Below are 13,318 nucleotides of genomic sequence, written 5' to 3'. Positions count from 1 at the left end.
TATGTAAAAAAAATCGATGTATTTATTTAAGAGTCGATAAAAGAAAATCCATTTTTTATAATGGCTTTGCCTCAATCCCACCCAACCAATTTCTTAAGTTTCTATCAAATTTAAAACCGATTAAAAATTGGATAATAAATTTTGTGAAAAATTATCAAATCATCAAATTAATTCGTTAAAATAATATTATTAAAATATTATTAAATCATAAATCCACATTTGAAAAATTAAACAATAGAATTTAGTTTGGCTAATCCAGATAGGTTCTCGCTTACTAAGATTAATCTTTAAACCTCGAATTTTCATAAAATATGGATAGTTACAATCCTATTGAAATGAGGGAATGTCTCCATTGAAATATTTCATTTAACTCTAAAAAATCAAAAGACCAATTGCTCGTTTAATATTCACAAAAAATCGTAATGCAGATAATATTCAAAGACTTACATTAAAAAATATCACTCTAACAATTGTCTTTCTCCCACTTATCCTTAAGAAGTCTAAATACAAAGAGTTGGTTTACAGCTATTTAAATTGATTCTATCTACCTATTAATGTATTTTTATATTGAAACTTAAACCAGAAAATTATGTCTATTAGATTAGCGAGTAACTGCAATAACTGTGAAAATTTAGATGCCAGTGGTGTATGCAAAGTTCATGGCGTAAAAGTCAATAATAGCTATACCTGTGATACTTTCGAAATGAAGGCCGCATTAAAGGACAATAGAAACTGTGATTCCTGCTTAAGGTATGAAACAGATGATTGTGCCAATCCTCAGAAAGCGGCTCCTGGAATGCTCTGCTCCCATTGGGCACCTCAAAGCGCCAATGCTTAGAAATGCATAAAACATAGTACAAAAAAGGTCAGCATTAAAATGCTGACCTTTTTTGATTTTATGAAGGAATTTAGTGCCTTAAAATCATATTAAGGGGTTAATTAAAACCATTATTTATATGAGTTAGATGGAATAGGTAATAGAGTGTCTCCTGAATATTTCGGGCTTCAAACAAACCTGATACTTTTTAATCAATCCGTTCAAATTCCACCCACAAAGGGAAAATACTTTTTCCTCCATTCATAAAATGAGGCGTAACACTGCCTTTGTAATTCTTCAAATGAACATTCTTCAATTCAATCACATCGGTAGGCATTTGATTCATTTGCGATTGGATGATTTGTGTTTTGGTTTCCAGCATTACTTTACCTGCATTTTTCAGCGGTTCAATAAACTTATACCGGATATTGTAATTCCCCTCAAGAATTTCAACATTCCAATAACCATAAATATCTTCTTGTGTCCAGATGCCTCTTTGTCCGGAAGCGTCATTGCGATTCAATATTAGTGGATTCTCATATTTTGTTCCAATTATTGGCATATGGTCCTTCATCAAGTTTGGTGAATTAGTCAACTCATCAACCATTTGATCCATAGCTCTTTTTAGTTCTTTTGCCTTCTCAGGATGGCTAGCTACCATGTTATCCAATTCGTAGGGATCATTTTCCAAATGGAACAACTCGAAGTCTTTTGGCGCAGCATCATAGCTAATATTCCCCACCAATTTATATGGGCCTTTTTGAATGGCTATGTTCTCATACAATTCGGGTAGCTTTCGTGTCCAGTAAAAAAACAAAGGTCTCTCCTCAAAGGCCGCTTTATTTTTATTTTTCCCTTCTAATAATTCCACAAAACTAAGCCCATCTATTTCCCTGTCATTAGGTACTTTTGCCTGACATAACTCAGCCAAAGTAGGCAATACATCAATATGCGCCAGGGTAGCATTTACCTCTTTGTTTGGTTTTAATCCATCGGGAAATTTGATAAGAAACGGAACCCGCACTCCTCCACGGTAAACGTTCCCCTTCTTCCCTCTCATGCCAGCAACATACCTGAACTGCTGCGGCCCATTGTCTGTCATAAAAATAAGGATGGTATTCTCTGAGATGCCCATATCCTCCAACTTCTGAACTAGCTTCCCTATATTGTCATCAATATTGGAAACCATTGCATAGACTTTTCTAGCATCTTCTTTGTCTTTTTCACTCATTTTAGGCATTGGCATTCCATTACCCCCGAAGCCTGATGCCGGATCAATGTCCTTGTATTTTTGGTAATATTCATCGGGCACCTGCAAAGGAGTGTGTGGCGCATTAAAAGCCAAATACAAGAAAAATGGTTTTTCCGGACTATGATTTTCTACAAAACGAATCGCTTCATCGGTAAATATATCTGAACAATAACCCTGAAATGACTTCTGCTTGCCATTGGACCAGAGCGTAGGGTCAAAATAACTGCGGTCTTTCTGAAAATAAGTCGTGAAATCTCCAGGTTGCCCCATACCTCCGGCAAGGTGAATCAACGATTCATCAAAACCCTGATCACCTGGACGGAAAGGATAATTGTCTCCCAAATGCCATTTTCCAAATGCTCCAGTTTCATAGCCTGCATCTTTAAGCATTTCAGCCAGAGTGATTTCTTCGGTAGCCATGGTTGCTCCACCATTATAGGTATCCCTGACCCCTGTACGCAAGGAATACCTGCCTGTCATTAGACTTGACCTGGTAGGTGCGCAAACTGGGGAAACATAAAAATTATTTAGCCTAACACTTTCTTTTGCCAATTGATCGATCACAGGTGTCTTTACATGAGGGTTCCCTGTAAATCCAAAGTCACCATAGCCTTGGTCATCTGTAATTATTAAAATTACATTGGGTGGATCTTTTTTCGTTTGCTCCAGACTTGCATGCACCGAAGTACTGATGAGTACAATGAAGAGAAAACAAAAGGTATTGAAAATTCTCATTTATTTATAGGGTTTATCAATGACAAGATTCGTTTATCAATACTTTTCTAGCTGATTTTCCACAGGCACAATTCCAGCCTGGTGCTCGGTCAATGCCTTTCTTATATCAGCGATAATCTCAGGATGGTCTTCAGCAATATTAAATCGCTCCCCTGGATCTACATTCACATTGTACAATAATGGGGTTTCTAAAACCGTGGCTTTGTTCTCTACAGCCACCGCTGGAAAGGTCACCGGATGTGCGGTTGGGTTTCCATATTCAAGTTGAGTAATGAAATGGGCTTTATAATCTCCTTTTCTTACAGCAAATACTCTTTGACCTCGGTAATAAAATACAGTTTCTCGCTCACTTTTCCCGGTACCTTTGATTAGCCCAGAAATATCATAACCATCATAAACACGGTCATCAGGCAATTCAGTCCCTGATATGGCGCAAAAGGTGGGCAATAAATCCATGGTAGTGGCCATGTCTCTAACTACACCAGGTTTGATTTGTGCTGGCCACCAGAAAACAGTTGGCTCTCTCATACCCCCTTCGAAAGTTCCTCCCTTAGCTCCTCTTAGTAAGCCAGACGTTCCACCATGGGTTCTGAAAGTGTGCCAAGGTCCATTGTCAGAAGTAAAGACCACTAAGGTATTGTCGGCGATACCTTCTTCTTTTAGAGCAGATAGGACCTGACCTACAGACCAATCTATTTCCTCAATAACATCCCCATAGATACCTCCTAGAGATTGGTCTTTAAATGCTGCAGACCTAAATAATGGGATATGGGGGAGATTGTGTGCCAAATAAATGAAAAATGGACCATTTTTAAAATCCTTGATTTTAGACACTGTTTCCTCTGTATATCTTTTGGTAAGGGTTCGCTGATCAGTTGGGCGCTCCACTATCTCCTTATCTCTCATTAGGGGAACATTGTACCCTTCATACTTTTCATTCTCAGTAAGTGTAAAATGATCTGTTTTGTCAACCTTATCCATGTCATTTGAATATGGTATGCCAAAATAACTGTCAAAACCATGATCAGTAGGTAAAAAAGGAGACTTGTGCCCAAGGTGCCACTTTCCTATGGCAGCCGTTTGGTAACCATTACCTTTTAATGCCTTTGCAATGGTAATCTCAGATTGAGGAAGTCCACCATTGGAGTCAGGGAAAAGTACCCTTCTTTTGTCACTGCTCATTCCAGAACGGATTGGCAACCTTCCCGTTAAAATTCCTGCTCTACTAGGAGTACAAACCGGTGCCGCTACATAAAAATTGGTCCACTTTTGCCCTTCAAAGGCCATTCTATCCAAATTGGGTGTTTTGATGGAAGGGTGGCCAAAAACCCCTAAGTCGCCATAGCCCAGGTCATCTGCAAATATCACAATAATGTTTGGAGGATCGTCTTTTTGTCTGGCCTCAGACAGTGAAATAAAGCTCACTAAGCAACTAAAGATTAAACCTAAGACTATTTTGGGATTTATAAGTTTCATGTTTTTCGTTTCTGAGATGTATTTAAATTTTTTACGTTATTCAGGCTGTTGCCAAGGTACTTTGCCTCCCTCTTGAATATGAGACATTAAATAAGCATTTAATTTTTTAAAAACTTCCGTATTTTCTGCAATTAAATTGTCTTTTTCGGATGGGTCTTCTTTTAGATTATACAGTTCCATTGGTTGAAAAGGGCTATTTTGCAGCAATTTCCAGTCCCCTAGCCTAAGGGCATGATAGGCCTTTCCTCCATACCTCGCACCCCCTTCTCGGCGGACAAAATACAAAGGTCTTGCTTCTTCAGACATGGTTTCCCCAAGGAGAGTCGGTAAAAAACTCCTCCCATTGATTGCATGGTCCATGGAGACACCTGCAATTTCTATCAGGGTTGGGAAAATATCCATGGATAGGTTTACTTGATCTGAGTTGCTTCCTGCTTTAATTCTGGTAGGCCATGAAATCGCTGTAGGCACTCTCAACCCACCTTCATACATGCTTTGTTTCCCATCGCGCAATGGGCCATTATTGGCCAAATCAGGTAGATGGCCTCCGTTATCACTTGTAAAGATAATTAGTGTATTTTCATATTGTCCGGATTCCTTGAGGGCATTTATCACCTGCCCGATGCCATCATCCAAATGCTCAATAAAGGCTATTAAATTGGTCCGCTTCTCTGGTAAACCAGGTTCTCTTTTCTTCACTTTTTCCACCCATGCCTTTGGCGGTTGCACTGGAAAATGAGGCGCATTGTAGGCTAAATAAAGGAAAAATGGGTTTTCCTCTTCACTCCTATCTTTAATGTATTTCACTGACCATTCGGTAAAAAGATCTGTGGCATGGCCCTCGGGATCGATGATTTCCTCATTCAATCGCATGTAATTTTTCCCATGTCTCCGTTTGGTCAAGTAATCATCCATCATGTCTTCCAACCAACCATGAAAGTAATCGAAGCCATGGTCATTGGGTAGGTTGGGGTGTTCCAATCCAAGGTTCCATTTTCCTATATGTGCTGTATGGTATCCACCTTTTTTCAGCATTGCAGGCAAAAGAATTGTTTCAGGATTTAAATAGCCCCAATTGTTAGCTTGTTTGGACCTTACCAAACCAGGCACACCAACATGATCAGGGTATCGGCCAGACATCAGTGATGCCCTGGTAGGAGCACAAACAGGTGAATTGGCATAGAAAAAATCCATCTGCATACCATCATTTCTAATGGCATCTATATGCGGTGTTTGAATGTCCTGAGTTCCATAATAGGATACGTCATGGTACCCTTGATCATCCGTAAAGATGAGCAGTATATTGGGCTTATCAGATTTCTTATTGGTTTGTGCCTGCACTACTGCACTTCCTAGTAACAGGAAACTTAAGCATAACTTCTTCCATTTAAATAATCTCATTTTCAGTCTAATTGAATTCATTTTTTAATTATTTGTCCATGAAAAATCTCTCCAATCCATCGCTTCTTCTACAATTTCCTGGTTCAATTTGATCATTTCCTTTATCATTTTCTCAAATACCTCTGGATTTTCGGCCGAAACATCCTTAGTTTGTTTTGGGTCATTCCTTAAATTATAAAGCCTAAAATTCTGCAATTTAGTCTCCTTAATCATTCCAATATACGCTTCCTGAAACATATTCCCCCTAGGAATGTCCAATTCGGGATCGGCAATTAGGTTCCAAGGTCCTTCCCTGATCACAGCTATTGGTCGAGAGGGAGGGTAAAACCAATAAAGTGGTTTTTGTCGTTCAAAACTCTTCTGTTCAAAAATGGGCAATAGGCTTGATCCATCAATTGTGATTTTAGGGTCTATTTCACCTCCAATAATTTCTTTAATTGTTGGGAAAATATCAACAACTCCTGCAGGTCGGTTTTCAATGGTACCTTCGGCTATTACACCTGGCCAGCTAAATATTCCAGGCACCCGTATTCCTCCTTCCCAAAGGGTTGTTTTGCCATTGGCTAATTCACCGTTACTACCACTTCTGCCTCTATAGCTTCCATTGTCTGACATAAAAACAATAAGTGTCTGCTCAATAAGTCCCAGTTTTTCCAGCTCCATCAAAACCCGACCAATTGCGGCATCCATGTTTTCAATACTGCCATAATAGGCCGGTAAATCGGTGTCTTGGTGCTTTTCCAAATATACATCCGGTGCCGCCACTTTTTGGTGGGGCTCATGAAACCACATGTTAATGAAGAAAGGCTGGTCCTTTGGTCTTCTTTCAAGCCAGTCTATGGCCTCATCAGCCAATAAATGGGAGGAGTAGCCTTTCACCTCTCCCAAGGCAAGGCCATTGCGAACAAAGTTGTCAGGATTGTGGTGAGAAGGGATCGCGTTATTCCCTGTTGCTATCCAATGGTCAAAACCCTGGTCTCCTGGATTTGGTCCTGGTCCGGCACCCTCTTCCAGGTCATAGCCTAAATGCCATTTGCCAATATGCGCGGTAGCATAACCTGCTTGTTTTAATAATTCAGCCGTGGTAAATTCTGTCTTGGCCAAATGCATTTTATGCGAAGTATGAATCCAACTGTAAATGCCTGCCCTCACCGAAGAACGACCAGTCATCAAAGCAGCCCTTGAGGGTGAGCAAACTGCTGAACCAGCATAAAAATCCGTGAACCGCATTCCTTTTGAAGCCAGTTTATCAAGGTTTGGAGTAATTACCTGAGTACTTCCATAGCAACTTAAATCTCTGTACCCCAAATCATCAGCCAAAAGTAGCAGTATATTCGGTCTTGACTGGCCTTGCGCAATTAGCCCTGCACCAGAAACTAAAAAAGCTATGAGCAAATTTACAATGTATTTAATCGGCATGGGTTTGTATGGTTTTCAATTCATTATATGGTTTTCATAGCTGTAACTGGACCTACCTCTTTTTCCCAATCCTCCAGTTTTTTAAGGAGGTCTTTTACAATTTCCGGCCTTTCTTTGGACAAGTTATGTAATTCCAATACATCCTTATTGAGATTTATCAACAGGGTATCTTTGTCTGATAGAAGTAATTTCCACTCCTTATGTCGAGCAACTTTTTGATTCCTGTATCTCCAGAATAAATCTCTATCCTCAATTGATTTATTGTGCAAAAGGTGCTTGGAAAGGTCGACCCCATCAAATTGTAGCTTTTCGGAATAAGAATCTTGGCTCATCGCAAGCAGCGTTGGCAATACATCCATGCTAAGTACAGTGGCAGAGGATTCTCTTGGTGTGATTTTTCCTTTCCAATAAGCTATACCCGGAACACGGTGTCCTCCTTCCAGAAGGTTTCCTTTTTGCCCGCTCAATTTGCCATTGTTTCCAAAGATCTCTGCCCCGTTGTCCGATATAAACAATACTAAAGTATTTTCTTCAATACCATTTTTTCTTAAAGCATTTAAAATTTCCCCAACACCTTCATCCATCACCTCCACCATTTCATTGTACACTTTTACAGTATCCTCCACAGGTCCATGGTAGCTAAATTTCTTGCCAGGAAATCTATAGGCAGGGTTATTTCTACCTTGAAAAGGCACATGTGGGGCTTCATGGGAAACATACAAAAAGAAAGGTTTTTCCTTATTTTCATTTATAAAATCTACCGCATGCGCACTGATCAAATCAGTCGCATAACCCTCTTCATATATTGAATCTAAGTTATGCCACCAATCATAAATGCCTGCGTTGTCATAATGCGAATGGTAATCTACATTGCCACTCAAATACCCATAAAAAGTATCGAAGCCATGATAGACGGGATTATACTCTTTTTGATATCCTAAGTGCCATTTTCCCATGATTCCAGTCGCATAGCCTGCTGTTTTCAATAGTTTTGCTATTGACACCTCACTACTGTCAAGGCCTACCTCTCTTGTCTCCCCTCTCACGTAAATAACTCCTTCCAAACCTGCTCTTTGCTGGTAATTTCCCGTCAGCAATGCTGCCCGAGTTGGTGAACAAACAGGGGCGTTGGAATGAAAATCGGAGAATCGAATGCCTTTTGCTGCCAAGTAGTCAATATTTGGTGTACGAAGACGTGGATCACCATAGGAAGCAAGACCTCCAAAGCCCAGGTCATCAGCCATGATGATCACAAAATTAGGCTGTACTTTTTCTTTGGTAGCTGAGTTACTGCAACTGCTTAAAATCCCAGCCAATAAAAATACCCAAGTAGCATTTTTCAATACATTCATTTTAATTGTTGTTAACTTACAATTCAAGTATTTATTGATTTTAACCCAGACCATGAGCTATACTTTTTCATGGTCCGGGAATAAAAAAGCTATTTACCAACCTGGATTTTGTGTTAAATTTCCATTTAAGGATATTTCACTGTCCGGGATAGGAAGTAAACGATAAAAATCAAGGTATCCATTCGGGAATTTGGTTTCAATTACATCCCCATTGTGGTCTTTTATCTCCAATGGATAAAGTTCATCACCAATTTCCCACCTTTTAATATCTGCCCAATACAAACCTTCTAAGGCAAATTCTATCCTTCTTTCATGCCGTAATTTGGCACGAGCGTCTTCTTGAGAAAGTCCCATTGGCAAAGAAGTAATCTTCACATCATCTCTTTCCGTACGAATTCGATTGATAAGGTTGATGGCCTCATCTATATCGCCATTGGTTTCGATAATCGCCTCCGCTTTTGATAAAAGCACATCTGCATACCTAATGACAATGTTGTTTAGGCCAGATTGGCCTGAAGGAGGTAAATCTGCTTCCGGTTCTATGCGGTATTTTCTCGCACTCAAGTGCTTTAACCTATTTCCTGGGTGATTAAATGCGCCGCCTGGATAGGTATAATTTGGAAACCTGTATCCCAATATATAAGCACCAGGAACCACTACAGTAAACCCAAGCCTTGGATCTCTGCCTTCATAAGGATTGTTTGGATCAACTGCAGAGCCATCAATAGTTTCATAAGCATTGACTAGATCATCGGTGGGCACATAGCGACTTCCTCTGGTCCAACTGCCAGTACCAGTCCCACAGTATTGATCATGTAAAGAGCCTTGGGAATTCTCACCGGAAATGTATTGAATATCAAAAATCACCTCAGCATTGTTTTCATTTTCAAGTTTAAACAGGCCTTCGTAACTCGGGAAAAGGGAATACTTGCCAAGGGCTTCAATTTCATCAATTACTTCTAAAACCTGGTCGAATTTACTCTGGTACAACAATGCCCTCATTTTCATGGCTAAAGCAGCTCCTTTTGTTGCTCTTCCAAGCTCCGGGGCTTCCGCTCCAAGGTTATCAATCGCCATATTATAATCTGCCATCACTTGATCCCAGGTTTCTTCCTGACTTGCTCTGGAAATAGACCTTGCCTCTTCAGTTGAAATTGCATTTAAAATAATAGGGACTCCGCCAAATCCTTCTGCAAGTATAGAATAGGCCAAACCTCTCAAAAATCTCGCTTCAGCACGGTAAATATTTTTATCTCCCTCACTCAAATCTACTTGATCCAAGGCTTGCAAAAGATAATTGGCCCTGAAAATAATCCCATAGGACCTGGTCCATCTAAAATTTACTATGCTACCATCACTAGAGTTCAATTGGCCACTTCCAGCCCTAGCGATAGGGGTATTTCCCCAATTGAAGGCATTAGGAGTTGCTCCATCCAAAACACCAAACCCAAAAAGACCTTCGTTGTAAATTGAATTTTCGCGCAATAATGCATACACTCCATTGAGTAGCAATTCAATGTCTTCTTCATTTTGAGGAAAGTTGGCGGAAGTAATTTTATCTTCAGGATAAAACTCCAGGAAATCATCATTACAGCTGGATAGTGGGAATAATAACACTATCGATAATAGGTATAGAATATATTTATTGGTCTTCATGTACTTAGAAATTTAAATTGATACCTGCTGATAAAATTCTAGGGGTAGGATACAACTGGTAACCAGCATCGAAAGTATTTCTTTCCGGATCGTAGCCTTCATAGCCTTTGCTTGCAATAGAGAAAACATTTTGCCCATTTACATACAGATAAATTTTCTGTACTCCCAGTTTTTCAGCAACAGAAGGTGGGAAAGAATAACCCAATTGAACATTCTTTAATTTTATGAAGTCCACTTCATTTACCCAATAAGAGGACTGGGAACCATCCCATGGATTATTAAATTTCAAACTTGGATTTTCTGAATCTGGGTTCTCAGGTGACCATGCATCTCTCCATCGGGTAGATATCATCCTGTTTTCCCAATCAAGATCTGTGAAATTGTTCTGCGTGTACATGTTCACACCCAATATCCCCTGAAACAAGAGATTTAAGTCAAAACCTTTGTATTTTAAACCCGACGATATTCCGAAAGTATACTTTGGAAGTGTATTTCCAAGCCCCATCTTATCCTCAAAATTCAACCTTCCATCGTTATTTAAATCTTCAAATTTTAAATTCCCAGCTGTCGGTGTAAATGGATTGGAATGCATGTGTTCCTTTGCTTCATCGTCAGATTGATAAATGCCTATGGCATTGTAGCCATATAGCGTTCTAAAGGAATACCCTTCCCTAAGTAAATACAATTGGTCGGGAGAATCTCCTCCCCTGAATTTGGTGACTTCATTTTGGATATAAGTCATGTTCAGCCCCATATTAAAGCCCAATTGATCTCTATCAAATTTTAAATTGTTGTAATTGAGTATGAATTCAACTCCATTATTGGACATTTCACCAACATTCTCATAGGGTGAGGAAATACCACCCATTACAGATGGAATAGGTAGCTGAACCAAAATATCCTTGGTGGTTTTCTGAAAATAGTCAGCTTCCAGTGTAATCATGTCATCTAAAACACCAACCTCTAAACCTATATCCAAAGAAGCCGAAGTTTCCCAGGTAATGTTCTGATCTACCAAAGCGGTTACTGCTGCTCCTGGAGAAAAACTCCCATTATAGCTATAGCTAAGGTTGTTATTTTGACCGATGATTGTTAAATAAGGCCAATACCCTGAAATATTCTGGTTTCCTAACTGACCCCAAGAAGCCCTGACTTTCAGATTAGAAATCGCTGAAATATCTTTGATGAAATCTTCTTCAGACAATCGCCAACCTGCAGAGAAGCCTGGGAATACGCCCCAACGATTGGCTTTGTTAAACCTGGAAGAAGCATCAGCCCTAACATTCGCTTCAAATAAATACTTGCTCATCAGGGTGTAATTTGCTCTTCCAAAATAGGAGAATATGCGGAAACCATTCATATTTCCTTCCCCCTGGATTCCTGAAGTACCTGCATCCACCTGAGTCAAGCCTTCTTTCGGAGGTTCTGACCTTCTTGAAAACATGTTTTGAACCTTGAAGGTCTCTAATTGTAACCCTCCAATAGCCGAAATACTATGTATATCATTGTATTCTTTGTTGAAATTAATTGTGGAGAAGAGGTTGTTTTGCATGCTGGAAATCTGTGTTCTATTGATTTCTAAGCCTTCCCTGTTGTAATTCCTTGTGGTGGTTTCAATCCCTGTATCCGTGTACCCAAAAACGCTGGTATTGTACCTGTCTATCAAGTTCCAATTTCCATTGGAAGAAACTGTGGTCTTAAAAGATAGGTAATCGGTTAATTTAATGTCAGCAGTTAAATTCAGTGTCAATATATTCTCCTCAGTGTTTGTCAGCCCATTGGCAGCATCTATAAGTGCATTTCTATTGTCAAACAATAAGTTACCATCGTCACTAATCGCCTGAACAGACCCAAATCGTCCATCTCTTGTATACGGAGCTATATAAGGCGCTGAACCACCTAGCATTTCAAATACCCGACCTAAAGAGCCATATGTGACATCTGCATAAGGTTCATCTGAGTCTTTGTGGATATAATTAAACCGTCCACTTACAGTCAACCAATCTTTGACATTGGAAGAAATGTTTGCCCTTAGTCCATACCTTTCTGAACTCGTGTTAGGCACCATCCCTTCTTGATTGAGGTAATTCAACGATATAAACGAGGAAGATTGTTCCGAACCACCTCTAATAGAAACATTGTGTTCCTGAATATTGGCAGTATTGAATATTACCTTAAACCAATCCGTATTTGGGTATTTATAAGGATCGGTTCCATTCCTGAATGCTGAGATTAAACTTTCTGAAAAAAGTGGGGTAGACCCCTCATTCAATAATGCAGTGTTGGTGAGTTCCATGTGTTCAGCACTGTTATTGATTACATCATAACGTCTACCAAGGGACTGAATCCCGAAATAGGAATTGACATTCACCTGCATCGCTTCGTTCTTTTTCCCCATTCTGGTGGTCACTAAAACCACTCCATTGGCCGCCTTAGATCCATAAATGGCTGCACTTGCAGCATCTTTCAATACAGAGATATTTTCGATATCATTTGGATTCAGCTGGCTAAAGGTGCCTTCAACACCATCGATAATAATCAAGGGGTTGGAATTGTTTAGGGTTCCCCATCCCCTTACTCTAATCTGAGCACCATCACTGCCTGGTTTGCCTGAATTTTGACTTACCCAAACACCGGAAGCGGTACCTCCTAAGGCTTGTGAAGCATTAGTCAATGGTCGATTGGACAATTCATCATCAAAGTCAACCGTAGAAATAGCACCAGTGAGATTCACTTTTTGCTGAACACCATAGCCCACTACCACCACTTCATCCAAGGAAGTCGCGTCTTCTACCAAAGTGATGGCAAGATTACTTTGATTACCAGGATTGATTCTTTGAGTTTGATAACCTATAAAAGAGATCAAAAGAACGGCATTATCAGGTACCTCCAGGCTAAACTTACCATCAATATCTGTTACTGTACCAGTAGTCGAGCCTTCTATGACTACAGTTGCTCCCGGAACTGGTTCACCACCGCTGTCACTCACTGTTCCTGAAACATTTTTCAGGTTTATATTTTCCGCGATTGAGTGGATAAATTCAGCGTTCGTTAAGGCAATCCCTAGTAAATCAGGATTTCCTTCTGCCAGAAGGTTTGCCGAGACAAAACATTGCAAAAAACCTCCGATAAGCAAGGTCTTAGGTACCTTTTGGAAAAGGTAGCGAATTGGTTTCTTCATGATTATTTTGGGTTTATTAAGTTGATGAA

Annotated in this window: 8 protein-coding genes; 1 reads left to right on the top strand and 7 read right to left on the bottom strand. The window is 39.7% G+C overall.

The features are described 5' to 3' along the window. Positions 1-589: 589 nt before the first annotated feature. Complete coding sequence (locus AC13EX_RS24755; protein WP_048643124.1) at positions 590-838, top strand: hypothetical protein; 249 nt, start codon at positions 590-592, stop codon at positions 836-838. Between the two features lie 187 nt (positions 839-1,025). Here AC13EX_RS24755 and AC13EX_RS24750 read toward each other — a convergent pair whose 3' ends face one another. The 7 genes from AC13EX_RS24750 to AC13EX_RS24720 form a co-directional block, all read right to left on the bottom strand. Then, on the bottom strand, positions 1,026-2,804 hold the full coding sequence (locus AC13EX_RS24750; RefSeq protein ID WP_482894721.1) for an arylsulfatase: 1,779 nt from the start codon (positions 2,802-2,804) through the stop codon (positions 1,026-1,028). 36 nt (positions 2,805-2,840) lie between these two features. Next, on the bottom strand, positions 2,841-4,280 hold the full coding sequence (locus AC13EX_RS24745; protein WP_482894720.1) for a sulfatase family protein: 1,440 nt from the start codon (positions 4,278-4,280) through the stop codon (positions 2,841-2,843). Between the two features lie 36 nt (positions 4,281-4,316). Beyond that, entirely contained in the window at positions 4,317-5,681 is a 1,365-nt protein-coding gene (locus AC13EX_RS24740) for a sulfatase family protein (RefSeq protein WP_482894719.1), read from the bottom strand. A 24-nt stretch (positions 5,682-5,705) separates the two neighbouring features. Then, positions 5,706-7,100: a sulfatase gene (locus tag AC13EX_RS24735; protein WP_482894718.1), complete on the bottom strand. Its 1,395-nt coding sequence runs from the start codon at positions 7,098-7,100 to the stop codon at positions 5,706-5,708. A gap of 23 nt (positions 7,101-7,123) precedes the next feature. Then, the gene (locus AC13EX_RS24730; RefSeq protein ID WP_482894717.1) at positions 7,124-8,452 is read right to left on the bottom strand and encodes a sulfatase-like hydrolase/transferase; all 1,329 of its coding nucleotides are present in this window, start codon (positions 8,450-8,452) and stop codon (positions 7,124-7,126) included. Positions 8,453-8,545: 93 nt separating this feature from the next. Continuing rightward, positions 8,546-10,108: a RagB/SusD family nutrient uptake outer membrane protein gene (locus tag AC13EX_RS24725; RefSeq protein WP_482894716.1), complete on the bottom strand. Its 1,563-nt coding sequence runs from the start codon at positions 10,106-10,108 to the stop codon at positions 8,546-8,548. Between the two features lie 4 nt (positions 10,109-10,112). After that, positions 10,113-13,289 carry a SusC/RagA family TonB-linked outer membrane protein gene (locus AC13EX_RS24720; protein WP_482894715.1) on the bottom strand — a complete coding sequence of 1,059 codons (3,177 nt, stop codon included), beginning with the start codon at positions 13,287-13,289 and terminating at the stop codon, positions 10,113-10,115. Between the last annotated feature and the right edge of the window lie 29 nt (positions 13,290-13,318).

The organism is Cyclobacterium sp. L-R (genome assembly GCF_056859355.1).
The sequence above is the reverse complement of the archived record's forward strand: the minus strand, read 5'-3'. Positions and strand labels throughout refer to the sequence as shown.

What these genes read in the sequence shown, in the direction of transcription:
- AC13EX_RS24755 (WP_048643124.1), top strand. Translation starts at nt 590, where the DNA reads ATGTCTATTAGATTAGCGAGTAACTGCAATAACTGTGAAAATTTAGAT.
- AC13EX_RS24750 (WP_482894721.1), bottom strand. Translation starts at nt 2,804, where the DNA reads ATGAGAATTTTCAATACCTTTTGTTTTCTCTTCATTGTACTCATCAGT.
- AC13EX_RS24745 (WP_482894720.1), bottom strand. Translation starts at nt 4,280, where the DNA reads ATGAAACTTATAAATCCCAAAATAGTCTTAGGTTTAATCTTTAGTTGC.
- AC13EX_RS24740 (WP_482894719.1), bottom strand. Translation starts at nt 5,681, where the DNA reads ATGAGATTATTTAAATGGAAGAAGTTATGCTTAAGTTTCCTGTTACTA.
- AC13EX_RS24735 (WP_482894718.1), bottom strand. Translation starts at nt 7,100, where the DNA reads ATGCCGATTAAATACATTGTAAATTTGCTCATAGCTTTTTTAGTTTCT.
- AC13EX_RS24730 (WP_482894717.1), bottom strand. Translation starts at nt 8,452, where the DNA reads ATGAATGTATTGAAAAATGCTACTTGGGTATTTTTATTGGCTGGGATT.
- AC13EX_RS24725 (WP_482894716.1), bottom strand. Translation starts at nt 10,108, where the DNA reads ATGAAGACCAATAAATATATTCTATACCTATTATCGATAGTGTTATTA.
- AC13EX_RS24720 (WP_482894715.1), bottom strand. Translation starts at nt 13,289, where the DNA reads ATGAAGAAACCAATTCGCTACCTTTTCCAAAAGGTACCTAAGACCTTG.